This is a genomic window from Marinibacterium sp. SX1 (assembly GCF_050389775.1).
Taxonomy (GTDB): domain Bacteria; phylum Pseudomonadota; class Alphaproteobacteria; order Rhodobacterales; family Rhodobacteraceae; genus Marinibacterium.
The window spans coordinates 3,316,047-3,340,873 of the sequence record NZ_CP177144.1 but is presented as its reverse complement, the minus strand read 5'-3'; the positions used below and the strand labels follow the sequence as shown (position 1 = coordinate 3,340,873).

The following is a 24,827-nucleotide window of genomic DNA, read 5'->3' as shown; positions in this document are numbered from 1 at the left end:
ACCCAAGACAGGCGGCCCGGCGCCAAAACACCCGCATCGGCACCCCCGGGTGCCGTGACCGCAAGGCGGGCGCGCCCGGCGCGCCACGACCCCAAGACCGGCGCCTTCGGGCGCTGACCTCAAGACTGGCATTTTCGGATGCCACACCTCAAGACCGGCGCCATCGGGTGCCAGACCTCAAGACCGGCGCCATGCGCCAGACCTCAAGACCGGTGCCCCCCAAGGGTGCCGGAAGGGGCCGGGGACCGCTCCTCGCGGCCGGCCCCGACGAATACCGGAGACCCGCTGTCCCTGGGGGGCCTCTGGTGTGGAGTGGGACGGAATACCAGTCCTTCCACTCTGTCCCGGGGCGGGTGCGCTCGCCCCAGACGTCGGCCAGGCCGCAGGCAGAAAAACGCGGGCGGTGAACCATAATGAGCCGGGTTGACGAAACTTACGGAAGGCGCTCTGCGTCTTCCGTTTTTTATTGTTGGACAGGCTGTTATGAGGCGTTCCTGAGGTGGATCAGCGCGGCCCGGGATCGTCGCCGCGCCAGACCGACAGGCTGCCCTGCCAGCGCCCGCGGGCGTCGTTCCATTTCTCGGGCCGGGTCAGGTTGCGCGCCGAGACCAGCCGGCGGGCCGAGCTGACCAGACCGCGCAGCCGGGGCCAGCGCCGGCCGTGCTTGGCCATGACCAGGATCTGCGACCGGGCATAGTGATAGCCCTTGAACCGGGCCAGCGCCGGCGTTGGCGGCGTGCTGCCGGCCGAGGCGTGGGTGACCTGCGCCTGCGGCACGTAGAGCAGCGGGCCGAACCGGTCGGACAGGCGCAGGGTCAGGTCGTCATCCTCGAAATAGAGAAAGATCGCCTCGTCGAAACCGCCCACCGCCGCAAAGGCCGCGCGCCGGGCCAGGATGGCCGCACCGTTAAGCGAATGCAGCGGCGTTTCCGTCTCGGGGCGCGGCGGCGGGATCAGCCGGTCGCGCGGCGCCGGGATGCGCGAGGCATTGACCCGGAAGACCGAGCCATCGCCGCGCAGGATCGCCGGGCCGAAGGCCGGGCAATCGGGATGGCGGTCGGCGGCCTCCAGCAGGGCCGGCAGGGCGTCCGGGGTCAGCCGGGCATCGGGGTTGAGGAAGAAGACAAACTCGGTCCCGGCGGCGTCGGCGCCCCGGTTGCAGGCCGCGCCAAAGCCCAGGTTGCGCCCGGGCAGGATCAGCCGGTGCCCCCGGGCCTCGGCCCAGGCGCGCAGCCCGTCGTCCGGCCCGTTGTCGACGATGACCAGCGGCACGCCCGGAGGCAGGCTGGCGGCCATGTCGGGCAGGACGTCGATGCTGGAATAGGCCACGGTGACCACCGTGACCCGGGGCGCGTCGGACGCGGCAGGACCGGGAGGCAAGGGCGCGGTCATCGGCCTAGCTGCGGGCGGCGGCAAAGGCGCAAAGCGTTTCCAGCGCGGCGGCGAACCGGTCGTCGTCGACGGTCATGGCCACGCGCAGATGCCCGGCCGCGGCCTGGCCAAAGCTTTCGCCCGGCATGACGGCAATATGGTGTTCGTCCAGCAGGGCCATGGCGAAATCCTCGCCGCTCATGCCCGTGGCCCGGATGTCCAGCATGATGTACATCGCGCCCTGCGGCGGGATCGCCCGCACGATCTGTTGCCGGCCCAGGATCTGCAGCGCCAGGTCGCGGCGGCGGCGGAAGGGCGCGGCAATGGCCGCTTCCAGCGCCGCGCCCTGGTCGAAGGCAAAGACCGAGGCATCCTGGATGAAGCCCGGCACGCCATAGGTCGTGTGGGTCGACAGGTTGATCAGGTGGGTGATGGCCGCTTCGGGGCCGATGATCCAGCCGCAGCGCGACCCGGTCATGGCATGGGATTTCGACATCGAGCCCATGACCAGCGTGCGCTCGGCCATGCCGGGCAGGGCCCGGGGCGAGAGGTGATCGCCCTGCCAGACCTGGCTGTCATAGACCTCGTCCGAGATCAGCCAGAGGTCGTGTTCCCGGCAGATGCCGGCGATGCCGTCCAGCGAGGGCCGGTCATAGACCGTGCCGGTGGGGTTGTTGGGCGTGTTGATCAGCAGCGACCGGGCGCCTTCGGCAAAGGGCGCCAGATCGGCGGCGCGGGGCTGGAAATTGTCGGCGGCCCGGGTGGGCACCGGGCACGGCACGGCGCCGGCGCCCCGGATCGTGCCGGGATAGGTGGCGTAATAGGGATCGAGATAGAGCGCGGTGTCACCGGGATCGCAGGTGGCGATATGGGCGGCAAAGAGCGCGGCCTGGGCGCCGGGGGTGACCAGCACGTTGGCCTCGGTCGTGGGCACGCCAGTCTGGCGGGCCACCCGCGCGGCCACGGCCCGGCGCAGGGCCCGGGTGCCGGGCACCTCGGCATAGCCGGTATGGCCGGCCCGGGCGGCGGCATGCATGGCGTCGAGGATCGCCGGATCGGTGCGGATGTCATGTTCGCCGATGGTCAGTTCGGTCACCGGCAGGCCGCGGGCGATCATGGCCCGGGCGCGGTGAAAGACATCCCAGCCGTCGGAACCGCCGCCGGTGATGTTGGTGATGCGGGAGGAAAGATGTGCCTGCGTCATGGGGCGGAGAGGGTCACAAGGCGGCCATGGTGTCAATCGGGCGCATCGGCGATGACGTCGCGGCGGCGGAGCGGGCGGGGCCGGATATTTGGAAAGAGAAAGAAGCCCCATCGGGTCACGGGTCGGACGAACTGTCGCCCATGAGGTAGCGCGGGCCGCTGCCGCGCGTGGCGGCGCGGTCCTGGGCATTGTAGAGCGCGCAGCTGTCCAGCGACAGGCAGCCGCAGCCGATGCAGCCGTCGAGCGTGTCGCGCAGGGTTTCCAGCTGGGCGATGCGGGCGTCGAGATCCGCGCGAAAGCCGGTCGACAGGCGGGTCCAGTCGGCCTTGGACGGCGGGCGGCCGTCGGGCAGGGTGGCCAGCGCGGTGCGGATGCGGGCCAGGGGAAAGCCCAGCGACTGGGCGATGCGGATGAAGGACAGGATGCGCAGGTCGGCCCGGGTGAACCGGCGCTGGCCGGAGGCGGCACGATAGGGCGTGATCAGGCCTTCGTCCTCGTAATAGCGGATCGCGGAAACGGCCAGGCCGGTCCGCCGGGCGACATCGCCGATGGCCAGCCCGCTGGGGCGCAGGGGTTTGGGTCGCGGGGGCACGGGGCGCAAAGGATTGGGAGCCATGGGATCTTTGCTATTGACCTCAAGTTGACTTGAGAAAGTAGCTTGCCCCCTGTTGATCGTGATTTCAAGAAGGAGACAAGCGATGCGGCTGGAACATGTGAACGTGTCGGTGCCCGATCCCCGCGCCACGGCGGCGGTGCTGGTCGAGCTGTTCGGCTGGACAATCCGCTGGGAAGGCCCGGCGCTGAACGACGGGTTCACCGTGCATGTGGGCGATGCCGATGGCTACCTGGCGCTCTATGCTCCGGGCGACGGCCAGGGCCCGGCGGGCGATACCTATCACACCACCGGCGGGCTGAATCATATCGGCATCGAGGTCGATGACCTGGAGGCCGTCGAGGCGCGGGTCAAGGCGCGGGGCTATCGGCCGCACAACCACGCCGATTACGAGCCGGGCCGGCGGTTCTATTTCGACGGGCCGGACGGGATAGAATTCGAAGTGGTGGCCTATGATTGACCGGTAATGGGCCTGTGGGGCGCCGTGGCGTCCTCGGGGTCATCTGGTGACAGGGCCAACGGGGCGCCGTCGGGCGCCCCGGACGTAACGGACCGGGGGCAGACGTGACGGGCCGGGGTCAGACGTGACGGGCCGGGGTCAGGTGCGGGGCGGCAGGGCGGCCTGGGCCTTTTTCGTCAGCCCGGCCCGGACGATGTCATAGGAGGTTTCCAGCCGGTGGCGCAGCTCGTCCGGCGCGGCGCCCCAGGGCAGCAGCAGCCAGGAGCGGTGGAAATAGCGCGCCCGGCGGCCGATGCCCGCGTCGATGAGCATGGTGGCGGTTTCGATGCTGTCGGTCTTGACGGCGACGCCGTCGTCCGCCGTGCCGATACAGGCGAACATCTTGCCGCCGACCTTCCAGGCGTCATGGCCGCCGCCCCAGGGATCGGAGCATTCGGCGCCGGGAAAGCCCGCGCAGATCTGGTTGGTGGCCTCGCGTGTCATGGGCTCAGCCTGCACCGGAGCGGGCGTCCGGGCAAGGGGGGAGGCGCGGTTCAGGCGGGGCCCAGACGGGGCTCAGACTGCGCTCAGACGGGGCTCACACGGGGGCGCGGAACGCAGATCAGGCAGGTGCTCCGGCCGGCCCCGGGCGGGCGCGGAGGGGGCGCGGCCATCTGATGGCTTGGCGGCCGGCGATCCAGCTGATAGAAGGCCCCCATGACACGGCGCATCATCATCACCTGCTGCATTACCGGCTGACATCGTCAGGCGGGCCGTTCTTTCTGTTTCCATCCCAGAGTGAACTTGGTAAGCCCGCCGGGCCCTTGACCGCGTGGTTGCAACCTTTCCGAGGGAAACATGGACATCATCAGGTTCCACAACACGAAGACCCGGCAGAAAGAGGTCTTTACCCCGATCGATCCCCAGGATGTGCGGATGTATGTCTGCGGCCCGACGGTCTATGACCGGGCGCACCTGGGCAATGCCCGGCCGGTCGTGGTGTTTGACACGCTCTACCGGCTGTTGCGGCAGGTCTATGGGCCCGGGCACGTGACCTATGTGCGCAATTTCACCGATGTCGACGACAAGATCAACGCCCGCGCGGCCCAGTCGGGCCGGGCGATCGCCGAGATCACTGCCGAGACCACGGCCTGGTATCTTGAGGACATGGGCCTGCTGGGCGCCTTGCAACCGTCGATCCGGGGGGAAGCCCACGAGGAGGCGATGCCACGGGCGACGCAATACATCCCGCAGATGGTGACGATGATCGAAGGGCTGATCGCGGCGGGCCATGCCTATGCGGCCGAGGGCCACGTGCTTTTTGCCGTGGACAGCTATGCCGACTATGGCCGGCTGTCGGGCCGGTCGGTCGACGACATGATCGCCGGGGCACGGGTCGAGGTGGCACCCTACAAGCGCAACCCGATGGATTTCGTGCTGTGGAAGCCGTCTTCCGACGATCTGCCGGGCTGGGACTCGCCCTGGGGGCGCGGGCGGCCGGGCTGGCATATCGAATGCTCGGCCATGTCCGACGCCCTGCTGGGGGCGCATTTCGACATTCACGGCGGGGGCAACGACCTGATGTTCCCGCACCACGAGAACGAGATCGCGCAATCCTGCTGCGCCCATCCGGGGGCCGGGTTTGCCAATGTCTGGCTGCACAACGAGATGCTGCAGGTCGAAGGCAAGAAGATGTCCAAGTCGCTGGGCAATTTCTTCACCGTGCGCGACCTGCTCGACCAGGGCGTGCCGGGCGAGGTGATCCGGTTTGTCTTTCTGTCGACCCATTACCGCAAGCCGATGGACTGGACGGCGGAGAAGGCGCGCGAGGCCGAGAAGGTGCTGCGGAAGTGGCGTGCGATGGTCGAGGGTGTCGAGGCCGGGCCGGTGCCGCAGGCGGTGCTGGAGGCGGTGGCCGACGATCTGAACACGGCCGGGGCGCTGGCCGAGCTGCACCGGCTGGCCGGAGCCGGCGACGCGGCCGGGCTGAAGGCCGGGGCCGGGGTGCTGGGCCTGCTGGGCCCTGATCTGGGCGGCTGGGACAAGGCGGCCGAGGGCGTCGACCTGTCCGCATGGGCCGAGCGGCTGACTGCGGTGCGGGCCGAGGCGATGCAGACCAAGGATTTCGCCGAGGTTGACCGGCTGAAGTCGGCGCTGGTGGCCGCCGGGGTCGAGGTCAGGATGTCGAAGGCCGGGGTCGAGCTGGTCGCCGGGCCGGGCTTTGACGGGGCCGCGCTCGAGGGCATCGGGTGAGGGCTGTTGGGTCCGGAGGGGGGCTGTCGGCCCCCCGCACCGCCTTGCGGTGCCCCCCCGAAGGGTACTTGGGCCAAGAAGAACATGGGAGCGAGACGGGCCGGCAAAGCGGCCGGGTCGGATGAACGCGGGGCGGTCGGTGAGGCTGTCCCTGTAACCTGTTGAGAAGAAACAAGCGGAGGTTTGTCCCGAGCCGGGGACATGCGGGAGCCAGCCAATGACGACAGAGCGTCTTTACCTATACGACACGACCCTGCGGGACGGGCAACAGACCCAGGGCGTGCAGTTTTCCGTGGCCGAGAAGGTGCAGATCGCCCGGGCGCTGGACCGGCTGGGCATCGATTACATCGAAGGTGGCTGGCCCGGGGCGAACCCGACCGACAGCGGGTTCTTCGAGGCGGCGCCGGCGATGAAGGCGCGGCTGGCGGCCTTTGGCATGACCAAGCGGGCGGGCCGGTCGGCGGCCAATGACGACGTGCTGGCGGCGGTGATGAATGCCGGGACGGGCACGATCTGTCTGGTGGGCAAGTCCGACAGTTACCATGTCGCGGCGGCCCTGGGGATCAGCGAGGACGAGAACCTGGAGAACATCCGGGCGTCGGTCGCCCATATCGTCGCTGCGGGGCGCGAGGCGCTGTTTGATGCCGAGCATTTCTTTGACGGCTACAAGCGCAACCCGGGCTATGCCCTGGCCTGTTGCCGGGCGGCCCATGAGGCGGGGGCGCGTTGGATCGTGCTGTGCGACACCAATGGCGGCACGCTGCCCGACGAGATCGGGCGGATCACGGGCGAGGTGATCGCCGCGGGCCTGCCGGGCGACCGCCTGGGCATCCATTGCCACAACGACACCGAGATGGCCGTGGCCGGATCGCTGGCCGCCGTGGGCGCAGGCGCCCGCCAGATCCAGGGCACGCTGAACGGGCTGGGCGAGCGCTGTGGCAATGCCAGCCTGACCTCGCTGATCCCGACGCTGTTGCTCAAGGAGCCCTGGGCGAGCCGGTTCGACATCGGCGTGAGCCGCGAGGCGCTGGCCGGTCTGACGCGCGTGAGCCGGATGCTGGACGACATCCTCAACCGGGTGCCGATGAAACAGCTGCCCTATGTCGGCGCCTCGGCCTTTGCCCACAAGGCCGGGCTGCATGCCAGCGCGATCCTGAAGGACCCGTCGACCTATGAACATGTCGAGCCGGGGCTGGTGGGCAATGCGCGGATCGTGCCGATGTCGAACCAGGCCGGCCAGTCGAACCTGCGCAAGCGCCTGTCCGAGGCCGGGCTGGCCGTGGACAAGGGCGACCCGGCGCTGGCGCGCATCCTGGAACGGATCAAGGCGCGCGAGGACGAGGGCTATTCCTATGACACGGCGCAGGCCTCGTTCGAGCTGCTGGCGCGGGAGGAACTGGGTCGGCTGCCGGAGTTCTTCGAGGTCAAGCGCTACAAGGTGACCGTCGAGCGGCGCAAGAACAAGCGCGACCGGATGGTGTCGGTGTCCGAGGCGGTGGTCGTGGTCAAGGTCGACGGCGAGAAGAAGCTGTCGGTCAGCGAGAGCTTTGATGCCCAGGGTTGCGACCGGGGTCCGGTCAACGCGCTGTGGCAGGCCCTGGGCAAGGACCTGGGCCGCTATTCGGCGCAGCTGGCCGACATGCACCTGGTGGATTTCAAGGTGCGCATCACCCAGGGCGGCACCGAGGCCGTGACCCGGGTGATCATCGACAGTGCAGACGGCCAGGGCCGGCGCTGGTCGACCGTGGGGGTGTCGGCCAACATCGTCGATGCCTCGTTCGAGGCGCTGCTGGATGCGATCCGCTGGAAGCTGGTGCGCGACACGGCCGTGGTGGAACCAGCGCTGGAGACGGCCCCGTGAGCGCCTTTCAGCGGCTCTATTCCGGGCTGGACCGCGAAGGCCCCGGCCTGGCCGAAGACGTGCATTGGGCGCTGGACCGGCTGGGTATCAGCGGGGCCGTGCGGGTCTGTGATGCCGGCTGCGGGTCGGGGGCGGATACGGCCACGCTGGGCGCGGCGCTGCCCGACGCCAGGGTCGAGGCGGTCGAGCAGATGGCCCACCTGGCCGATGAGGCGCGCGGACGCTGCGCCGGGCTGGGCAACGTGGCCGTGCACACCGGCGACATGGCAGGGCTGAGCGGGCCGTTCGACCTGATCTGGTCGGCCGGGGCGATCTATTTCCTGGGCGTGACCGACGGGCTGACGGCCTGGAAACCGGCGTTGGCGCCGGGCGGGGCGGTGGCCTTTTCCCAGGCCGTGCGCACGGTCGAGGGCGATGCGCATGTCGAACGGTTCTGGGCCGATTACCCGGCGCTGACCGATCTGGACGGGGTGTTCGATCAGACCCGGGCAGCGGGCTATGACGTGATCGACCACCGGCTGATCCTGGGCGCGCCCTGGGTGGCCTATTACCGCAGCCTGGCCGCGCGCATCCTCGCGCTGTCCGGCGATCCCGACCCCGAGTTGCAGGCCGTGCTGGCCGCCTCCTGGGCCGAGATCAGCCATTGGCGCGCGGCGCCCGACCGGATCGCCTATGCGCTGGTCCTGGCCCGGCCGGCATGATCTTTGACGCCGATGTCACCGCCTGCGCCGATCTGCTGCGCAAGGGCGATCCCGACCGGTTCCTGGCGGTGATGGCCGCGCCGCCGCAGGCCCGGGCGGTGCTGTTCCCGATCTATGCGATGAATGTCGAGGTCAGCCGCGCGCCCTGGGTGACGGCCGAGCCGATGATCGCCGAGATGCGGCTGCAATGGTGGCGCGACGTGCTGGGCGAAATCGCCGCCGGCGGACCGGTGCGCAAGCACCAGGTCACCACGCCGCTGGGCCGGGTTCTAAGCGCGGACAGGGCGGCGAAACTGGATGAATATGTCGCTGTAAGGCGTTGGGATATATACAAGGATCCCTTCGAGGACGAACCGCACATGCAGGCCTATCTCGATCATTCGGCGGGTGCGTTGTTATGGGCGGCGGCCGCGTCTTTGGGCGAGGCACCCGAAGCACCGCTTCGCGATCTGGGCTGGGCGGCGGGGCTGGCCAGCTGGTTCCGTGCGGTGCCCGAGCTGGAAGCCCGGGGCCATGTGCCGCTGCTGGATGGCACGCCCGGCGGGGTGCGGCGGCTGGCCGAACAGGGGCTGGATCGGCTGAGCGATGCGCGGCGGGGGTTGGGCGCGGTGTCGCCCGAGGCGCGGCCGGCGGTGCTGGCGGCCTGGCAGGCCGGGCCGTTGCTGGCCCGCGTGCGGCGCGATCCGGGGCGGGTGGCCCGGGGAGAACTGGCCCTGTCGGAAGCCGGCAAGCGCGGCCGGCTGTTGCTGGCCTCGGTGACGGGGCGGGTCTGATCGGGTCGGACTTGTCTGATCGGTCGTGATCGCGCGGACCAGACCGGACCGGGCCATGCCAGGCCCGGGGCGCTCAGCCCGCCGGCGCGGTCCGCCGGCGCAGGGCCAGCCAGATCAGCGCGCCACCGGCCAGGGTCAGGAAGGGCGCCATGGCCATGTTGACCGCGTTCCAGCCTTCGACCGGCGAGCCGCCCGAGCAATTCATCAACCCGCCCGAGGCCAGCGAGGCCAGGGTGACCGCGCCAAAGACGATCAGGTCGTTCAGCCCCTGCATCCGCCCGCGTTCATGGGGCGCATGGGCCGAGGCCAGCAGCGACGTGGCCCCGATGAACCCGAAGTTCCAGCCGATGCCCAGCAGGATCAGCGCACCGTAGAAATTCATCAGGTCGACGCCCTGCAGGGCGATGACCCCGGCGATGGCCAGGATGAACAGCCCGGCGCCCATGATCCGCTCCGCGCCGTAGCGGGCGATCAGGTGGCCGGTGAAGAAGGACGGCACGAACATGGCCAGCACGTGGCCGGTCACGATGTTCGACGCATCGGCCACGGCAAAGCCGCAGCCGACCACGGCCAGGGGGGTGGAGGTCATGACCAGGTTCATCAGGGCATAGGACACCGCCGCACAGATCACGGCCACGGCGATGGTCGGATCGCGCAGCAGCTCGGACCGACTGCGCCCGCGCGGCGCATCGGCGGCCGGGGCGGCCGGGCGCGGGATGTCGAGGCCCAGGAACAGGAACAGGCCCAGCAGGTTGACGCCCATCGCGGCCATGTAGACCGGAAAGAAGCGCATCGGCGTGGCATCGGGGCTGGACCCGCTGAGCAGGGTGACCAGCTGGGGGCCGATGATGGCCGAGACCAGCCCGCCGGCCATGACATAGGAAATCGCCTTGGGACGATAGGCTTCCGAGGCGGTGTCGGTGGCGGCGAAGCGATAGAAGCCCTGGGCCGACATGTAGATGCCGGTCAGGTATCCGCCGGCCGCAAAGACCCAGAAATTGCCGATATACAGCCCCAGCGCGGCAACCAGCGCGCCGAGCATCCCGCCGATGGCGCCCAGCATGAACCCGGCGCGGCGGCCATGGCGCTGCATGAAGGCGCTGAGCCAGGGCGCGGTGGTCATCGAGCCGAAGACGATCAGCGAGATCGGCAGCGTGGCCAGGCAGGCATTGGGCGCCAGCTGCTGGCCGGCCAGCCCGGCGACAACGAAATTCATGGGCATCTGGCTGCCGATGATCGCCTGTGCGGCAACCAGGAAGGCAACGTTGCGCTTGGCGCGAAGGTCCGACGAGGCTTGCATGCCACCGCAGTATCTGGCTTGTCGGGGGCGGGCAAGAGCGCCCGAACGTCGCGGAAAGGCAGGCCATGAGCACAGGACGGATCATCGAGACGCCGGCATGCGTGGCCGAGGGCGCCGACTGGCTGGCCGCCCATGATCCCCGGCTGGCCCGGGCTCTGGCGCTGACCGGCCCGCTGCCCCTGCGGCGCAAACCCGACGGGTTTGCCGAACTGCTGTCGGCCATTGTCAGCCAGCAGGTGTCGACGGCCTCGGCCAATGCGATCTGGGGCCGGATGAAGGACGCCCGGCTGACCGGCCCGCGCAAGATCCAGGGCGCCAGCGACGACGAGCTGCGGGCCGTCGGCCTGTCGCGCCAGAAGATCCGCTATGCCCGGGCGCTGGCCGAGGCGCGCATCGACTACCGCGCGCTGCGCGCGGCGCCGACCGACGAGGTCATCCGCCGGCTGGTCGAAGTGCCGGGCATCGGCATCTGGACGGCGGAAATCTACGCGATGTTCAGCCTGGGCCGGGCCGATGTCTTTGCGCCGGGCGATCTGGCCTTGCAGGAAGCCGCCCGCATCCTGTTCGATCTGCCCGACCGGCCCAAGGAACGCGACCTGCGCCGCATGGCCGAAGACTGGTCGCCCTGGCGATCGGTTGCGGCACGGCTGTTCTGGGCCTACTACCGGGTGGCGAAGGACAGGGAGGGCATTCGATGATCCGCGCGATCCTTGGGGCATGGCGCGCCGACGCGCAGCCCGGCCGGGCGAGGGCATTGCCGTTGCGTGTCCCGGCCCCTGTGATGCCTCGCATGCGGCGTGATATTGTGTCCCGTGGTCTGCCTGGCTTTGCTGCCCACGCCTTGTCCGGCGCCCTGCGTGGCAATGCTGCACGCCTCCTGCGCCGCGTCCTGCCTGGTGATCCGGCATTCGCCTTGCGTGGCAATCCAGCCCGCGCCGCGCGTGGCGCCCCGCTCGGCGTTACTGCCCGCATTCTGACCGGCAATCCGGCCCGCGTCCTGCGCGGCGCCCTGCGTGCCAAACCGGCGCGCATCCTGCCCGGCATCCTGGCCGCCGGCCTTGCGGCAAGCGCTGCCGGGGCGGTGGATTTCACCCGCGAAATCTGGTGCGAAGGCGAGATCGTCTTTCCCAACGACGACGGCACGGCCGGGCTCTACGACATGAAACTGTGGTTCCACGACGGGGCGTTTTCCGTCGTGGCCCGCGACCTGTCGACCGGCGAGGTCATCGAGGATTCCGGCGCCTGCGACCTTGGCCGCGAGCGGATCTGCAAGCACGTGATCCCCGGCGACGCGGTCTCGCCCGACGATGCCTATGCCTTCATGCTGCAACCGATGGACGGGGGCATGTATCTCTACAAGGAAGTCTGGCTGGATGGCTCGCAGGGGCGCGGGCTGGTGGCCTGCTACGGCGCGCTCTAGGCGCGGCCGGCGGGCCCGCGGCAGGGGCATCTCACCGACATATCAACCGGGAAGGAATGGAATGACACGCGTATTGACAGCCGGCCGGCGGGCGCCGGTCTCAGGAGACACCCGTTCGGTCGTGGTCTTCCTGCATGGCTACGGGGCCAACGGGGCCGACCTGCTGGGCCTGGCCGACGTGCTGGGCGAACACCTGCCCGACACGCTGTTTGTCGCCCCCGACGCGCCCGAGGATTGCCCCGGGTCGATGGGCGGCTTCCAATGGTTCCCGATCCCCTGGATCGACGGCTCGTCCGAAGAGGAATCGGCCCGGTCGATGGACATGGCCATCCGCGATCTCGATGCCTTCCTCGACGCGCTGATGGTCGACGAGGACGTGCTGCCCGAACAGGTCGTGCTGTTCGGCTTCAGCCAGGGCACGATGATGAGCCTGCACGTCGCCCCCCGGCGCGAAGACCCGGTGGCCGGCGTGGTGGCCTTTTCCGGCCGGCTGATGTCGCCCGATACCCTGGCCGAGGAAACCGTGTCGCGTCCGCCGGTGCTGCTGGTGCATGGCGATGCCGATGACGTCGTGCCCCCGCAATCGCTGCCCGAGGCGGCCGAGGCCCTGCAAGAGGCGGGCTGGAAGGATGTCTATGCCCATGTCATGAAGGGCACGGGCCATGGCATCGCGCCCGACGGGCTCAGCGTGGCGCTGGCCTTCATGCGCGACAAGCTGGGGCTTTGACCCGGACCGCCGGGGCCGGGGCTCAGCCTCGCGGCCCCGGCCATTTCAGACAGTGATTTCGACCAGAGGACCAGATCCATGATCATCGTGACCGGAACCTTCAAGCTGACCAATGCCGCCGCGGCGATGGAATTGCAGCAGGCCGCGCTGAATGCGCTCAACGAAACCCGCCGCGAGCCGGGCTGCGTGGTCTATGAATTCTCGCAGCTGGTCGATGCCGGCAACACCTTCCGCATCTACGAGGAATGGGAAAGCGAAGAGGCCCTGGCCGACCACCTGGGCCAGCCCTGGGTCAAGGCGTTCAACGACGCCCTGGAGCTGGGCGGCGTGACCGATATGCTGATTTCGAAGTTCGAGGCAGGTCCGCGAACAGAGTTGGGCTGAGCTCCATCCAGGCGCCCGGGGTCAGGCCGGCCAGCGAGACCGGCCCGATCCGCCAGCGCACCAGGCGCAGGGTCGGGTGGCCCACGGCCGCCGTCATCCGGCGCACCTGCCGGTTGCGGCCCTCGCGGATGGTCAGCTCGATCCAGCAATCGGGCACGCTCTTGCGTTCGCGCACGGGCGGCACCCGAGGCCAGAGGTCGGGCGGATCGATCCGCCGGACACTGGCCGGCCGGGTGATTCCGTCCTTCAGTTCGACCCCCTTGGCCAGCGCCTGCAGCGCCGCGCCGTCGGGGATGCGTTCGACCTGGACCAGGTAGGTCTTGGCCAGCTTGTGGCGCGGATCGGCGATGCGCGCCTGCAGCTTGCCGTCATCGGTCAGCAGCAGCAGGCCCTCGCTGTCGCGATCGAGCCGGCCGGCCGGATAGATGTCCTTGACGTCGATGTGATCGGCCAGGGTCGGCCGGCCTTCCGCGCCGCCCGAGAACTGGGTCAGCACGCCGAAAGGCTTGTTGAAGGCGATCAGGCGGGACATGGCTGCCGTCTTTTTGTGCATCATGGGCGAAACCGCCCGGCGTCAGGGTGCCGCAGGTGTGGATAAGTGTCACTGTCCTGTAACGGAATCGTCTTATCACGCCTACAACGGTGGAACATCTGGGTCTTGCCAGAAAGAAACCACGAGATATAGTCCTTGGTTAATGGGGAAGACAGGTTGCCCCAAAAGACCAGGGACGGGGCAGTCAGGGCGAGGACGGCTAAGGTCATGGACGGTGATTTCAGGACGGAATTCGTGCGCGAGCCATCGGCTCTGAAGCAGCATCCGGCACTGGTTCTCAACGCGGATTACCGGCCCTTGTCCTATTATCCGCTGTCGCTGTGGCCCTGGCAGGAGGCGATCAAGGCGGCCTGGCTCGACAGGGTGGACATCGTCGCCGAATACGACGAGGTGGTCCGCAGCCCGAGTACCCGGATCCGAATACCCTCTGTCGTCGTCCTCAAGGATTTCGTCAAACCTCAAAAGCGCGTGGCCTTCACGCGCTTTAATCTTTTCTTGAGGGACGAATTCCGCTGCCAGTACTGCGGCACCAAGGGCGATCTGACCTTTGACCATGTGGTGCCGCGCGCCGCCGGAGGGGTGACCAGCTGGCAGAATGTCGTTGCGGCCTGTTCGCGCTGCAACCTGCGCAAGGGGTCGAAATCGCTGCGCCAGGCGGGCATGGCCCTGCGCAAGCCGCCGCGCCAGCCCAATGCCGAAGAGCTGCGCAACACGGGCCGGAAATTCCCGCCCAACCACCTGCACGACAGCTGGATCGATTTCCTCTACTGGGACACCGAGCTGGAGGCCTGACGCCGCCGCGCCCGGGAGTATTCGGGCTGCGGATCAGTCCTGCGATCCGCACATGATGCCGATCCGGGCATCAATCGGCGGGTGGCACCGCCGTATCAACCCGGCAAGGATCGTGGATCAACCAGCCCCAAACCAAGGAACCGGCCAGCCCCGAACCTTGGATCCGGCCAGCCCGGGGAACAGCCCGCCCCGGATCGAGGAACAGCGCAGCCCGGACCGCGTATCAACCCGGCCCGGCTCGCAGAACAGCCCAACCCGTAGACGGGATCAGCCCGCCGGGGCCGCCCGCATCAGCATGCCGTAAAGGTCGCGCGGATCGTCCGGGTCGGCCAGCAGGTCCAGCATATGGCCCAGCCCCGTCTCTTCCAGCGCGTCGCGCACGTAGCGCAGGGCCGAGAAATCCTCGATCGCAAAGCCCACGCTGTCGAACAGCGTGATCTGGCCGGCACTCGTCCGCCCGGGCGCCTGGCCGGCGATGACCTGCCACAGCTCGGTCACCGGGTGATCCTCGGCCAGCTGCTGGATCTCGCCTTCGATCCGGGTCTGGGGCGGGTATTCCACGAAGATCTCGGACCGGTGCAGGATCGGCGCGGCCAGCTCGGTCTTGCCCGGGCAATCGCCGCCGATCGCGTTGATATGCACGCCCGCGCCGACAAGGTTGTCGTTCAGCACCGTCGCATTGCGCTTGTCGGCGGTGCAGGTCGTCAGGATCTGCGCGCCTTCGACGGCCTCTTCCGGACTGGCGCAACGGATCACCTCGATGCCCGAGCGTGCCAGGTTGGCCGCGCATTTGGCCGTGGCCGCCGGATCGGTGTCATAGAGCCGCACGCGGTCCAGCCCGATCACCGCCTTCATCGCCAGCGTCTGGAATTCGGATTGCGCGCCGTTGCCGATCATCGCCATGGTCCGCGCGCCCCGGGGCGCAAGATGCCTGGCCACCATCGCCGAGGTCGCCGCCGTGCGCAGGGCGGTCAGCAGGGTCATCTCGCTCAGCAGCACCGGATAGCCCGTGGCCACGTCGGCCAGCAGGCCGAAGGCCGTCACCGTCTGCAGCCCTTCGGCCGTGTTCCGGGGGTGGCCGTTGACATATTTGAACCCGTAGACCTCGCCATCCGAGGTTGGCATCAGCTCGATCACGCCTTCGCGCGAATGCGAGGCCACGCGCGGGGTCTTGTCGAAGAGCTCCCAGCGGCGGAAGTCCTCTTCGATGTAGTCGGCCAGCCCGCGCAGCATCGGTTCAAGCCCGACATGGTGGATCAGGCGCATCATGTCGTCGACCGATACGAAGGGAACGAGGGCTTTGTCGGACGGGGTGGTCATCGGCGATCCTTGCAGGAGGGGGGCGGGTTCAGGGGCAGGGTGGTCATGGGCGCGGGGCAGTTGCAGGCGCGGGGTATTCGGAGGCACGGTTCAGTCATGGCTATGGGGCAGTTACCGGCGCGTATCAGTCACAAACACAGGTCGATCATGGGCACCGCTCAATCATGGGCACGGGGCAGTCACAGGCGCGGGGCGGTCGTGGATACAGGTCAATCATAGGCCCGGGTCGGGCGATCAAAGACGCGCCGGCCAAGCGCCGAGGCGGCCAGGTCGACCATCAGCTGCGCCGTGCGCCCGCGTTCGTCCAGAAAGGGGTTCAGCTCGACCAGGTCGAGCGAGGTCATCCGCCCGCTGTCATGCAGCATTTCCATGACCAGGTGGGCTTCGCGCACGGTGGCCCCGCCGGGCACCGTCGTGCCCACGGCCGGGGCCACCGCGGGGTCCAGGAAATCGACATCCAGCGAGACATGCAGCAGCCCGTCCGCCGCCGCCACCCGGTCGAGAAAGGCCGCCAGCGGCCGGGCAATGCCCGTCTCGTCGATCTCGCGCATGTCGTGGCGGTGGATGGCGCTGGCCTGGAGGGCCTCGCGTTCGGCCGCATCGACCGAGCGCAGCCCGATGATGCAGATGTTGTCCGGCGCCACCGGCGCGGGCACCGGCGGAAAGCCGTCGAACCCGGGCCGCCCGGTGACGTAGGCCAGCGGCGTGCCGTGCAGGTTGCCCGAGGTGCTGCTGCGCGGGGTGTGGTAATCGCTGTGCGCATCCAGCCACAGCACAAAGAGCGGCCGACCGACCCGCCGGGCATGGGCCGCGGCCCCCGCGACCGAGCCCAGCGACAGCGCATGATCCCCGCCCAGGAAGATCGGCAGCCCGTCGGCCATCGCCGCTTCGGCCGCGCCGGTCAGGGCCTGGGTCCAGCCGATGGTGCGCTGGTGCTGGAAGATCGGGTCGTCCTCGGCCTCGGGGCCATGCGGGGCCGGGGCCAGGTTGCCCCGGTCCTCGACCCTGTGGCCCAGCTCTTCCAGCGCGCCGGCCAGCCCGGCGGTGCGATAGGCATCGGGCCCCATCAGGCAGCCGGCCCGGCGCTTGCCGCTGTCCACGGGCGCGCCGATCAGGATGCAGGTGGCTTGGGTCATGGGGGCTTCTCCGGTCATCTGGTCGTGTGACAGGTGAAGTATGCGCCGAAACGGGATGGTCATAAGCCATCAATCTGGTCAATATGGCGTAGGATTGTTCAATTCGGATGGCGTGAATGGACGAAACGGACGAACGCATCCTGGCCGCCCTGCGCCGCAACGCGCGCATGTCGCTGTCGGACATGAGCCAGGCCCTGGGCCTGTCGCGCACCACGTTGCGCAGCCGGATCGAGCGGATGGAACGCGACGGCCAGATCCTGGGCTATTCCGTCGTGGTCAAGCAGGACATGGCCGGCGACCCGGTGCGCGGGCTGATGATGCTGGGCATCGAAGGGCGCGGCACCGACCGCATCCTGCGCCAGTTGCAGGGCATGGCCGAGATCCGCGCCGTGCATTCGACCAATGGCCGCTGGGACCTGATCGCCGAGATCGGCACCGACACGCTGGAAGGCTTTGACAGCGTGTTGGGCCGCATCCGCCGGCTCGACGGGGTCAGCACCAGCGAAACCAGCCTGCTGCTGCGCTCCAGCCGGCCGCGCTGATCAGGCGCTGCGCCGGGCGGCGGCCAGCCAGATCAGCACCAGCACGGCCGAGGCAATGGCGTTCCAGCTGGCCATCGACAGGTCGAGGAAGGTCCAGGCCACCTCGTCACAGCGCACCAGAGGGGCGTTCATGATCTGGTCGAGCAGGGCATCGGCCGACATGTTGCTGACATCGCCCGACGTGCAGGTCGTCGGGCCTTCCCACCAGCCGCGTTCGACCCCGGTGTGAAACACCCCGATGCCCCCCGTGATCGCCGTGGCCAGCGCGCCCAGAAGCGGCAGCAGCCGCGACCGGATGGCCAGCGCCAGCAGGCCCGCGACCACCGCGGCAACATGCGGATACCGCTGCCAATAGCACATCTTGCAGGGTGCCAGCCCGCCCAGGTACTGGAACCCCAGCGCGCCCATCATCAGGGCGGCGGATCCGGCGGTGGCAATCAGGATAAGTGTCTGTCTGTTCATAGTGCTTTTACCAGGAGGAAACCCGCGATCAGGGCCAGGACAAAAGCCGTCAGCACCAGCCCCAGCCGCTTTTCGATGAAGCCCCGGATCGGCGGGCCATAGGCCCAGAGCAGCCAGGCCACCAGGAAGAACCGCCCGGCCCGGGCCACGATCGAGGTCACGACAAAGGTCGCCAGCGGCATGCCCGTCCAGCCCGACATGATCGTGATGACCTTGTAGGGGAAGGGCGTCAGCCCGGCGATGAGCACAGCCCAAAAGCCCTGGTCGTTGAATTTCTGGTTGAATTCGGCCATGGCGTCGGCCTTGCCCAGCGAGGCCAGGATCGGCTGGCCGATGGCGTCGAAGGCCAGCGCGCCGATGGCATAACCCAAGAGCCCGCCCAGGACCGAGGCCACGACCGCCACCCCGGCGATCAGGAACGCCCGGTCGCGGGCGGCCAGGATCATCGGGATCATCAAGAGATCGGGCGGAATGGGAAAGACCGAGCTTTCCAGGAAGGCTACCAGCGCCAGCGCCCAGAGCGCATGGGGGTGATGCGCAAGCGCCATGGTGCGGTCATAAAGCGATCTGATCATCGGCCGGGCGCCCTGGGTCGTGGAAATGCTGCCCGTCCGGGCAAAGCATGGGCGCCTGTCCGGGTCAAGCCCGGCGCCGGGTGGCCGGGCACGGGCCGGGCGGGCAATGACGCCATTGTCATCGCGCCGCACGGGCGGTGGGCAGGCACATTGTGTGGCGGGCCGTGCGCGGTGGGCCGGCATGGTCAGGATCGCCGGTGAAAATTCGCCGGTTGGATCATTTTGCCGCCCGGGGGCTTGCCAGGACGCGGCTTTGCACGTCACATCGATACTACGAAGAGGGGACTATCGGGATGGCATCAGGGGAGGACCCGGCGGTCGCGCCGTGGAGCGGGGATCGCGGGATCACGCCAGCGCGTCGGCGCCGCTTGGCACGTTGCGCCACAGCCCATGCAGGTGGGGTGGCCACGCGGTGCCGCAAACGTGTTCGGCCGGCATGGCCCCGTGATCGCCAACCAAGCCTTTTGCCAAGACGACAATTCTTGTCCCCGGCGGGACAATCCGCCCGGATGGCCGGGTTTGGCCGTTCCGGAACAATTGACCTCTGCCCTGGGCTCTGGAACAGGGGCGCGATGTTAACCACACCGGCCTCCACATGACTGTACCTTTCGATCCGCGCATTTCCGTGTTCAGCGACCGGGCCATGCGCTCGACCCAGCTGATGCGCTCGCTCGGAATGGACGGGCTGGGCCTGTCGCTGGCCATGGCCTTCCATGATGCCACGCGTCCCTGGACCGCCCGGGCGCTGGCCGATTACATCCACCATCCGCGCACCAATGTGCTCAAGCGCCTGCGCGAGATGGAGGCCGCGGGGATCGTGGCCAAGACCGACGAAGGCTGGGCGATCTGCCCGCAGGCCCAGGCGATGTATTGCCGGATGCTGGCGGACTTCCTCGATCTCCTGTCCGGCGAGCGGGTCGGGTTTTCGCCCGAGGTCGTGGCGTTCTACGAGCGCGCCTCGTCCGGCATCGGCCGCCCGTCGCGCCGGCACATGGATGCCGACCTTGCGCTGTCGATCAGCTTCCCGCGCCAGGACCCGATCTTTGCCGCCCGCGTCGGCAAGGCCGCGCGCTGATCCAATCCGGCGGCCGGTGACCAAGGCCGGTCTGTTGATCCAGTCGGACGGTTGGTGTTGGATCCATTCGGACGGTTGGTGATGTGTCGGGCGGCATGCATTGACGGCGGGGGTTGTTCGGTGTGTCTCGCTGGGACCGACTGGCGACTGGCCGGCGGACATCCGGCATCGAGGTACTGCTCAAATGATCGGCTCGGCCGGTTGATCCTGTCGAACGGCTGGTGCCTGATCATGCGACGTGCGGCGTCAGCCTGGCAATGCACAAATGGTCAGCTCGGTCCGGTGATCCATTCCCGCTGCTGATGCCCGAACATCCGATATGGGGCTGCGGCAGGGCAATGCCTGAATGATCGGCCCGGCCCGTTGTTCCATTCGCGGGGCTGGTGCCTGGCCATCCGACACGCAGCGGCGACAGGGGAGTGCCCGAATGTTCGGGGCGATCCTTTGATCCAATCGTGTGGCTGGTGTTTGGCCCGCCGACACGCAGTTGCGGCCAGGCACTGACCGAGTGATCGGGCCGGCCCGTGGCGCATTCTTCCGCTCGTACGTGATGCCGTCGGTATGCCGTCGGATCATTCGTGGTGTGGCGCCGGGGTCTGACCTGTGTGCCACCTCTGTTGCCAGGACAGCGGGCCGGGTATCCGGCCATGATGTGCTTCATCCCGGTTCGATACGGCCCGATTGCCTCTGGACATGGCGCGGTCCGGGACGCTAGATCACACGTCTAAGGCCCAAGTGGCGGAATGGTAGACGCAGGGGATTCAAAATCCCCCGGCCGCGAGGTCATGTCGGTTCGAGTCCGACCTTGGGTACCAAATCGCAAGTTCATGTTTGACCCGGGAGGGTCCGTCCGCAGCGCATCCCGTCGCCAATTCGGCATAGGGCATCTGGCGCAGATCCGGCCTTTGGCATGTTGCGCCAAGCCGGTGTCAGGGATTGGCGTGTTCGTCCGACCTGATCGCATATGACCATGACCCTTAAGGTGACCCCACAGCCCGTCGGGCCGGGCCGGCCGGCGGAGTGGCCAGAACGGACGGCGGCAGGCGGGCGGGGCTGATCAGGGCCTCGGCGCCGAGCGACCGCACCACCGGCAGGATGTCGCGGCGCAGCGCAAGCGGCCGGGCGGTGGGGCCATAGGCGGAGGGGCGCTCGACGATGCCGGGAAAGAGCCGGTCGAGGCGCGCGCGGGCAGGTGGGCTCATGCGCCGGATGGCTTGGGGGCCGGGCCAGAGGCTTTCGGCCCAGATGCCTTCGGCCCAGATCAGCCCGTGGCGGGGCAGCAGCAGGTGCACATAGGCAATGGGCTGATCGCAGGACAGCCGGGCAATGGCATGGGGGCGGCGCGGATCGACCAGGTGCTTGATGGCGCCCAGGCAGGTGCCGGCCATGATGTCATCGTCGGGCACGGCCAATCGTCCCCCCGCGGCATGGGCGGGCGAATTGGGGAACGGGTCATGACCGCCCGGATCGGTTTGCGGATCGGCCAGGTCTCCGGGCGGGCCGGATGACGTACAATGGGCCGCGCCGCCGCCGGCATCTTCGGGCCATGAGGTGGTGGCGGGACGCGAGGTGCCGCCGGGCGACAGGCCCGGCAGGGTCAGCAGCAGCCGGTGCTGGGGCGACAGGCACAATGTTCCGTGATCGCCGAAGGCGCCGGCGCGCAGGATGTAGGGCGCATTGCGCCCGACCCCCGGCACTGCCCGGCAATCGCGCCACAGGATCGGCTGCGGGCCGTCATCGCGGGTCAGCACCATGTCGCCGGGCACCAGCGTTTCCACCCGGCGCAGCCCCGTCGGCGTGGCAATGCGCGTGCCGGCGGCAAAGCAGACAAACGGGTCGTCTACCCCGGCCAGGGTGATCCCGTCGTATTCGACACCGTTCCAAGTGCCCAGCGTGATCGCCGTGACATCGGAATGGTGCAACCCCGGCGGGATCGAGAAATCCATCAGCCGGGCGCCCCAGGTCCCGCCCTGGAACAGGGTGACTTGGATCGCCAGCCCGGTATAGAGCGTGCCGTCGATCACCATGGTCGAATTGGTGTAAAGCGCGATTTCCTGGGGATGCAGCGTCAGCGTCGGGCCGAAGACATATTCGGAATAATCGGCCGGCACGACATCGTCGGTATCGTGATCATAGATGATGCCGTCGTCATTGCCGTCGCGCATGGTGAATTCGACATACCCAAGCGGATTGACCGGAAGATTGTTGCCGATGCTGTCCAGATTGTCCTGGTCCGCCGCGGAATAGCCCGGCCAGGTGATCGGGCTGTACCAGCCCCAGGTCCATACGTCTGCCATGTCTGCCTTGCCTGCCTCTTTGGGGCGAGCATAGTGGCAAGGGTCTGACCAAAGGGTGAACGTCGGCGCATCAATTCACTGCTTTCGCCGGGTGCGCCGGCGATGGCGACGGGTGGTTCAGGCCACGCGGGCGCGGCGGGCCAGGGGCTCGGGCTGGGCGGGCGGCTCGGTTTCGGTGGCCGCCGCCGGGCGGGCATCAGACCGGGAGGCCGCCAGCGGGGTGTCGGCTCCGGAGGCCGCGGGTGGGATGTCGGCACCGGGGGTCGCGAGTGGGATGTCGGCTGCGGGGATCGCGCGCGGAATGTCGGCACCCAGGGCCGCGAGTGGGGTGTCGGACGAGGAGGCGATGACAGGAGTATCGATCCCCGGGGCGGCGTGAGGGGCATCAGCCGACGCGGCCAGCCGCTCCAGCCGGATCTCGGCCGAGGCGGCATGGGCGGCCATGCCCTCGGCGCGGCTGATCCCCGCGGTGGCCCGGGCCAGTTCGCGCATTGCATCGGGGTCGGTGCGCTGCCAGGTCACGGTCTTGGTGAATTTCTGCACCGACAGGCCTCCGGTATAGCGCGCCGCGCCGCTGGTCGGCAGCACGTGGTTCGGCCCCGAGACCTTGTCGCCGATGGCCACCGTGGTCTCCTGGCCGAGGAAGAGCGAGCCATAGGTCGTCAGCCGGTCGAGCCACCAGGCGAGGTCGCGGGCCTGCACGTGCAGGTGTTCCGGCGCATAGGTTTCGGACACGGCCACCATGTCCTCGCGGCTGTCGCAGAGCATGACCTCGCCGCGATCGGCCCAGGCCTGGCGGGCCAGGGCGGCGTTGCGCTCGGGCAGGCTGTCGATCAGGCCGGGGATCAGGCGCATGACCTCTTCGGCCAGGGGGCGATGGGTGGTGGCCAGCCAGACCGGGCTGTCGATGCCGTGTTCGGCCTGGCCGACCAGGTCCCAGGCCACGATCAACGGATCGGCCGTGTCATCGGCCAGCACCAGGCTGTCGGTCGGCCCGGCGAACATGTCGATGCCGACCCGGCCGAAGAGCTGGCGCTTGGCCTCGGCCACGTAGGAATTGCCCGGCCCGGCCAGGATATCGGCCGCCCGGGTGCCGAAGAGCCCGAAGGCCATGGCCGCGATGCCCTGGACGCCGCCGAGGTTGAGGATGGTGTCGGCCCCGGCCAGGTCCATGGCATAGACCACCGCATCGGGAATGCCCTGGCCCGGGCGCGGCGGGGTGGCGGCCAGGATCCGGGGCACGCCGGCAACCTTGGCCGTGGTGATCGTCATCAGCGCCGAGGCCACGTGGATGTAACGCCCGCCGGGCACGTAACAGCCGGCGCAGGACACCGGGATCTGCTTCTGGCCGGCCCAATGGCCGGGGCGCAGCTCGACGGCGCAATCCTGCAGCGTGGCCTTCTGGGCCTCGGCAAAGCGGCGGATGTTGTCATGGGCCAGCCGGATCAGCGCCTTGTCGGTCTCGGGCACGCGGGCCACGGCGCGGGCGCGGGCCTCGGCCGAGAGCACGGCCGGGCCGTCCCAGCGGTCGAGCTGGCGGGCGTAATCGGTCACCGCCGCCTCGCCTTCGGCCTCGATCCGGGCCAGCATGGTCCGCACGGTCTCGCGCAGGTCGGCGTTTTCGGTGGCCGGGCGGGGGTGGGCCTGCTTGAGATGAAGGATGGGCATGGGCGGGGACCTTGTTCTGGGCGCGTTCTGCGGGATCGGGGCGGTCGGGGTTTCGGGCGGGTCTTCGGGTCTTGGAACGGGCCGGCGGGGCCGGGACGGGCAGGGCGCAGGGGCCGGTCCGGCCGCGCCGCCTTCTGCCGCGCGGAGGAGGGTCGTGGGTGCCCCGGGCGGGGCCGGATGTGTCTCCGGTTGTGCCCGAACTGCTGGCTGCCTCGGGGCCAGCGTCGCACCGGGGTTTGGCGGCTGCGGGACGTGATCGGGGCAATTTCGGGGCAGGCGGGGCGCGGGCTTGTCGGGCCGGGGCCGGCCCGCCGCGCGGGTGACGGGCCATATGTCACCCGACATGTGCAAGGCTTGCAACAGACTTGGGCATTTTCCCGCCATTGCCACTAAGGGTCGAGAATTATGTACCAAATCCGGAAAATAACGGGCATTGTCATCTGGGCTTTGCATGGCTGTCCCATGCTGGCCCGTACTGGAGAGTGAAATTGTTGAGGGACATCATGACCGCCAGACACCTGACCATCGCCGCCGCGATTCTCGCCGTTGCCGCCCCGCTGGCTCATGCCCAGGGCCTGCCCAGCTGGAAAACCGTGGGCGACTGGGAGATCAAGGTCGACGAGAATGCCGGCAACGGCTGCCTCATGGAAAAAACGTTTGATAACGGCATTCTGCTGCAATTCGGCCTGCTGCCGCTGCGCGATGGCGGGTTCTTTGCGGCCTATAACGAAGGCTGGACCTTCATCGAGGAAGGCAAGACCGCGCCGGTGAAATTCCATTTCGACGGGATCGAGTTCAACGGCGAATCCGAAGGTTACATTTCCGGCCCCTGGCTGGGTGGCTTCGTGTTCACCAACAATCCCGAGCTGGTCTACGACTTTGCCAAGAAGACCGAGATGACCGTGACCGCCGGCGACAATGCCCCGGTGACGCTGAGCCTCGATGGCACGCTGGCCGGCGTGGAAGAGCTGATCAACTGCCAGGCCTCGCAATCGTGAGGCCTGCCGGGCGGGCGGTGCGCCCGGCCCGATGACATCCACCTGCCGCCCCGCGCGCGGCGGCAGGTGACCGCGCGCGGCCCCCGGCGATGATCTTGCGCTGCATGGGCCGCTATTTCGACAACGGACATTGGTGACGACCTTGGGGCCGGGCCCTGAGGGGGCGGCAAGCCGTGCGCGGCTGTTGGTGATGTTACTGCGCCGCGCGTGCTGACTAGTCCGGCAATCGACCTGGGTGATGACCCCGGGCGGGGCAGGGCGGGAAGCCTTGTGTGGCCTCCGGCGAGGTTCCCTCGCTATTGGCCGTTTTCTCGTGAAAACCGAGACCATTAGCCCGTGCGCGGGACCAGAGGGGACGGCAAG

The 24,827-nt window shown here is 68.6% G+C and carries 24 protein-coding genes, 1 tRNA gene and 1 pseudogene; 14 read left to right on the top strand and 12 right to left on the bottom strand.

What is annotated here, in order from left to right:
- Positions 1-504: 504 nt before the first annotated feature.
- The 3 genes from ACK3BB_RS15080 to soxR form a co-directional block, all read right to left on the bottom strand.
- A complete protein-coding gene (locus tag ACK3BB_RS15080; protein WP_428925464.1) occupies positions 505-1,380 on the bottom strand; it encodes a glycosyltransferase family 2 protein in 876 nt (291 codons plus the stop codon).
- A 16-nt stretch (positions 1,381-1,396) separates the two neighbouring features.
- A complete protein-coding gene (locus ACK3BB_RS15075) occupies positions 1,397-2,575 on the bottom strand; it encodes a pyridoxal phosphate-dependent aminotransferase (protein WP_428925463.1) in 1,179 nt (392 codons plus the stop codon).
- A 115-nt stretch (positions 2,576-2,690) separates the two neighbouring features.
- Positions 2,691-3,191: a redox-sensitive transcriptional activator SoxR gene (soxR, locus tag ACK3BB_RS15070; RefSeq protein WP_428925462.1), complete on the bottom strand. Its 501-nt coding sequence runs from the start codon at positions 3,189-3,191 to the stop codon at positions 2,691-2,693.
- Between the two features lie 82 nt (positions 3,192-3,273).
- Here soxR and ACK3BB_RS15065 point away from each other — a divergent pair, with 82 nt between their 5' ends.
- Positions 3,274-3,648 carry a VOC family protein gene (locus ACK3BB_RS15065; protein ID WP_428925461.1) on the top strand — a complete coding sequence of 125 codons (375 nt, stop codon included), beginning with the start codon at positions 3,274-3,276 and terminating at the stop codon, positions 3,646-3,648.
- 138 nt (positions 3,649-3,786) lie between these two features.
- On the opposite strand, the gene ACK3BB_RS15060 is transcribed toward ACK3BB_RS15065, so the two are convergent.
- Positions 3,787-4,131, bottom strand: a complete 345-nt coding sequence (locus ACK3BB_RS15060; RefSeq protein ID WP_428925460.1) for an MmcQ/YjbR family DNA-binding protein — start codon at positions 4,129-4,131, stop codon at positions 3,787-3,789.
- Between the two features lie 354 nt (positions 4,132-4,485).
- Between ACK3BB_RS15060 and cysS the strand changes: the two genes are divergently transcribed.
- The 4 genes from cysS (at position 4,486) to ACK3BB_RS15040 (ending at position 9,215) form a co-directional block, all read left to right on the top strand.
- On the top strand, positions 4,486-5,880 hold the full coding sequence (cysS, locus tag ACK3BB_RS15055) for a cysteine--tRNA ligase (RefSeq protein ID WP_428925459.1): 1,395 nt from the start codon (positions 4,486-4,488) through the stop codon (positions 5,878-5,880).
- A 217-nt stretch (positions 5,881-6,097) separates the two neighbouring features.
- Positions 6,098-7,741 carry a citramalate synthase gene (cimA, locus tag ACK3BB_RS15050; protein ID WP_428925458.1) on the top strand — a complete coding sequence of 548 codons (1,644 nt, stop codon included), beginning with the start codon at positions 6,098-6,100 and terminating at the stop codon, positions 7,739-7,741.
- Complete coding sequence (locus tag ACK3BB_RS15045; RefSeq protein WP_428925457.1) at positions 7,738-8,442, top strand: class I SAM-dependent methyltransferase; 705 nt, start codon at positions 7,738-7,740, stop codon at positions 8,440-8,442. The genes cimA and ACK3BB_RS15045 overlap by 4 nt, the downstream gene beginning before the upstream one ends.
- Positions 8,439-9,215 (top strand): squalene/phytoene synthase family protein, encoded by a 777-nt coding sequence (locus ACK3BB_RS15040; RefSeq protein ID WP_428925456.1) that lies wholly within the window; start codon positions 8,439-8,441, stop codon positions 9,213-9,215. Before ACK3BB_RS15045 ends, ACK3BB_RS15040 begins: the two co-directional genes overlap by 4 nt.
- A gap of 73 nt (positions 9,216-9,288) precedes the next feature.
- Here ACK3BB_RS15040 and ACK3BB_RS15035 read toward each other — a convergent pair whose 3' ends face one another.
- Complete coding sequence (locus tag ACK3BB_RS15035) at positions 9,289-10,515, bottom strand: MFS transporter (protein ID WP_428925455.1); 1,227 nt, start codon at positions 10,513-10,515, stop codon at positions 9,289-9,291.
- 65 nt (positions 10,516-10,580) lie between these two features.
- Here ACK3BB_RS15035 and ACK3BB_RS15030 point away from each other — a divergent pair, with 65 nt between their 5' ends.
- The 4 genes from ACK3BB_RS15030 (at position 10,581) to ACK3BB_RS15015 (ending at position 13,046) form a co-directional block, all read left to right on the top strand.
- Entirely contained in the window at positions 10,581-11,213 is a 633-nt protein-coding gene (locus ACK3BB_RS15030) for a DNA-3-methyladenine glycosylase family protein (protein WP_428925454.1), read from the top strand.
- A gap of 215 nt (positions 11,214-11,428) precedes the next feature.
- Complete coding sequence (locus ACK3BB_RS15025) at positions 11,429-11,935, top strand: hypothetical protein (protein ID WP_428925453.1); 507 nt, start codon at positions 11,429-11,431, stop codon at positions 11,933-11,935.
- A gap of 61 nt (positions 11,936-11,996) precedes the next feature.
- Positions 11,997-12,662: an alpha/beta hydrolase gene (locus ACK3BB_RS15020; RefSeq protein ID WP_428925452.1), complete on the top strand. Its 666-nt coding sequence runs from the start codon at positions 11,997-11,999 to the stop codon at positions 12,660-12,662.
- Between the two features lie 78 nt (positions 12,663-12,740).
- On the top strand, positions 12,741-13,046 hold the full coding sequence (locus ACK3BB_RS15015) for a putative quinol monooxygenase (RefSeq protein ID WP_428925451.1): 306 nt from the start codon (positions 12,741-12,743) through the stop codon (positions 13,044-13,046).
- Here ACK3BB_RS15015 and ACK3BB_RS15010 read toward each other — a convergent pair.
- Positions 12,964-13,578: a pseudouridine synthase gene (locus tag ACK3BB_RS15010; protein ID WP_428925450.1), complete on the bottom strand. Its 615-nt coding sequence runs from the start codon at positions 13,576-13,578 to the stop codon at positions 12,964-12,966. The two genes, ACK3BB_RS15015 and ACK3BB_RS15010, sit on opposite strands and share 83 nt — an antisense overlap.
- A gap of 228 nt (positions 13,579-13,806) precedes the next feature.
- Between ACK3BB_RS15010 and ACK3BB_RS15005 the strand changes: the two genes are divergently transcribed.
- Complete coding sequence (locus ACK3BB_RS15005) at positions 13,807-14,391, top strand: HNH endonuclease (protein WP_428925449.1); 585 nt, start codon at positions 13,807-13,809, stop codon at positions 14,389-14,391.
- 267 nt (positions 14,392-14,658) lie between these two features.
- Here the strand turns inward: ACK3BB_RS15005 and ACK3BB_RS15000 are convergent, their stop codons facing one another.
- Together ACK3BB_RS15000 and rocF are read right to left on the bottom strand one after the other, a co-directional pair.
- Positions 14,659-15,711 (bottom strand): ornithine cyclodeaminase, encoded by a 1,053-nt coding sequence (locus ACK3BB_RS15000; protein ID WP_428925448.1) that lies wholly within the window; start codon positions 15,709-15,711, stop codon positions 14,659-14,661.
- A 209-nt stretch (positions 15,712-15,920) separates the two neighbouring features.
- A complete protein-coding gene (rocF, locus tag ACK3BB_RS14995) occupies positions 15,921-16,847 on the bottom strand; it encodes an arginase (protein WP_428925447.1) in 927 nt (308 codons plus the stop codon).
- 116 nt (positions 16,848-16,963) lie between these two features.
- On the opposite strand from rocF, the gene ACK3BB_RS14990 reads away from it, so the two are divergent.
- A complete protein-coding gene (locus ACK3BB_RS14990; RefSeq protein WP_428925446.1) occupies positions 16,964-17,389 on the top strand; it encodes an Lrp/AsnC family transcriptional regulator in 426 nt (141 codons plus the stop codon).
- On the opposite strand, the gene ACK3BB_RS14985 is transcribed toward ACK3BB_RS14990, so the two are convergent.
- Both ACK3BB_RS14985 and ACK3BB_RS14980 read right to left on the bottom strand, forming a co-directional pair.
- Entirely contained in the window at positions 17,390-17,851 is a 462-nt protein-coding gene (locus ACK3BB_RS14985; protein WP_428925445.1) for a disulfide bond formation protein B, read from the bottom strand.
- On the bottom strand, positions 17,848-18,426 hold the full coding sequence (locus ACK3BB_RS14980) for a YqaA family protein (RefSeq protein ID WP_428925444.1): 579 nt from the start codon (positions 18,424-18,426) through the stop codon (positions 17,848-17,850). Before ACK3BB_RS14980 ends, ACK3BB_RS14985 begins: the two co-directional genes overlap by 4 nt.
- A 595-nt stretch (positions 18,427-19,021) precedes the next feature.
- Between ACK3BB_RS14980 and ACK3BB_RS14975 the strand changes: the two genes are divergently transcribed.
- Complete coding sequence (locus ACK3BB_RS14975; protein ID WP_428925443.1) at positions 19,022-19,501, top strand: hypothetical protein; 480 nt, start codon at positions 19,022-19,024, stop codon at positions 19,499-19,501.
- A 729-nt stretch (positions 19,502-20,230) separates the two neighbouring features.
- A tRNA-Leu gene (locus ACK3BB_RS14970) sits at positions 20,231-20,316 on the top strand.
- A gap of 162 nt (positions 20,317-20,478) precedes the next feature.
- On the opposite strand, the gene ACK3BB_RS14965 is transcribed toward ACK3BB_RS14970, so the two are convergent.
- Together ACK3BB_RS14965 and hisD are read right to left on the bottom strand one after the other, a co-directional pair.
- Positions 20,479-21,798, bottom strand: coding sequence for a Hint domain-containing protein (locus ACK3BB_RS14965; RefSeq protein ID WP_428925442.1), 1,320 nt, complete (start codon positions 21,796-21,798; stop codon positions 20,479-20,481).
- 399 nt (positions 21,799-22,197) lie between these two features.
- Positions 22,198-23,466: pseudogene (hisD, locus tag ACK3BB_RS14960) on the bottom strand (histidinol dehydrogenase); the annotation flags it as partial.
- 503 nt (positions 23,467-23,969) lie between these two features.
- Between hisD and ACK3BB_RS14955 the strand changes: the two are divergent.
- A complete protein-coding gene (locus tag ACK3BB_RS14955; RefSeq protein ID WP_428925441.1) occupies positions 23,970-24,464 on the top strand; it encodes a hypothetical protein in 495 nt (164 codons plus the stop codon).
- Positions 24,465-24,827: the final 363 nt, after the last annotated feature.

Excerpts from the sequence above, each read along its gene's own strand:
- ACK3BB_RS15060 (WP_428925460.1), bottom strand. The coding sequence starts at position 4,131 with ATGACACGCGAGGCCACCAACCAGATCTGCGCGGGCTTTCCCGGCGCC.
- ACK3BB_RS15040 (WP_428925456.1), top strand. The coding sequence starts at position 8,439 with ATGATCTTTGACGCCGATGTCACCGCCTGCGCCGATCTGCTGCGCAAG.
- ACK3BB_RS14975 (WP_428925443.1), top strand. The coding sequence starts at position 19,022 with ATGACTGTACCTTTCGATCCGCGCATTTCCGTGTTCAGCGACCGGGCC.
- rocF (WP_428925447.1), bottom strand. The coding sequence starts at position 16,847 with ATGACCCAAGCCACCTGCATCCTGATCGGCGCGCCCGTGGACAGCGGC.
- ACK3BB_RS15000 (WP_428925448.1), bottom strand. The coding sequence starts at position 15,711 with ATGACCACCCCGTCCGACAAAGCCCTCGTTCCCTTCGTATCGGTCGAC.
- ACK3BB_RS14985 (WP_428925445.1), bottom strand. The coding sequence starts at position 17,851 with ATGAACAGACAGACACTTATCCTGATTGCCACCGCCGGATCCGCCGCC.
- cysS (WP_428925459.1), top strand. The coding sequence starts at position 4,486 with ATGGACATCATCAGGTTCCACAACACGAAGACCCGGCAGAAAGAGGTC.
- ACK3BB_RS14990 (WP_428925446.1), top strand. The coding sequence starts at position 16,964 with ATGGACGAAACGGACGAACGCATCCTGGCCGCCCTGCGCCGCAACGCG.
- ACK3BB_RS15005 (WP_428925449.1), top strand. The coding sequence starts at position 13,807 with ATGGACGGTGATTTCAGGACGGAATTCGTGCGCGAGCCATCGGCTCTG.
- ACK3BB_RS15010 (WP_428925450.1), bottom strand. The coding sequence starts at position 13,578 with ATGTCCCGCCTGATCGCCTTCAACAAGCCTTTCGGCGTGCTGACCCAG.
- ACK3BB_RS14965 (WP_428925442.1), bottom strand. The coding sequence starts at position 21,798 with ATGGCAGACGTATGGACCTGGGGCTGGTACAGCCCGATCACCTGGCCG.
- ACK3BB_RS14980 (WP_428925444.1), bottom strand. The coding sequence starts at position 18,426 with ATGATCAGATCGCTTTATGACCGCACCATGGCGCTTGCGCATCACCCC.
- ACK3BB_RS15020 (WP_428925452.1), top strand. The coding sequence starts at position 11,997 with ATGACACGCGTATTGACAGCCGGCCGGCGGGCGCCGGTCTCAGGAGAC.
- ACK3BB_RS15075 (WP_428925463.1), bottom strand. The coding sequence starts at position 2,575 with ATGACGCAGGCACATCTTTCCTCCCGCATCACCAACATCACCGGCGGC.
- soxR (WP_428925462.1), bottom strand. The coding sequence starts at position 3,191 with ATGGCTCCCAATCCTTTGCGCCCCGTGCCCCCGCGACCCAAACCCCTG.
- ACK3BB_RS14955 (WP_428925441.1), top strand. The coding sequence starts at position 23,970 with ATGACCGCCAGACACCTGACCATCGCCGCCGCGATTCTCGCCGTTGCC.
- ACK3BB_RS15035 (WP_428925455.1), bottom strand. The coding sequence starts at position 10,515 with ATGCAAGCCTCGTCGGACCTTCGCGCCAAGCGCAACGTTGCCTTCCTG.
- ACK3BB_RS15015 (WP_428925451.1), top strand. The coding sequence starts at position 12,741 with ATGATCATCGTGACCGGAACCTTCAAGCTGACCAATGCCGCCGCGGCG.
- ACK3BB_RS15065 (WP_428925461.1), top strand. The coding sequence starts at position 3,274 with ATGCGGCTGGAACATGTGAACGTGTCGGTGCCCGATCCCCGCGCCACG.
- ACK3BB_RS15030 (WP_428925454.1), top strand. The coding sequence starts at position 10,581 with ATGAGCACAGGACGGATCATCGAGACGCCGGCATGCGTGGCCGAGGGC.
- cimA (WP_428925458.1), top strand. The coding sequence starts at position 6,098 with ATGACGACAGAGCGTCTTTACCTATACGACACGACCCTGCGGGACGGG.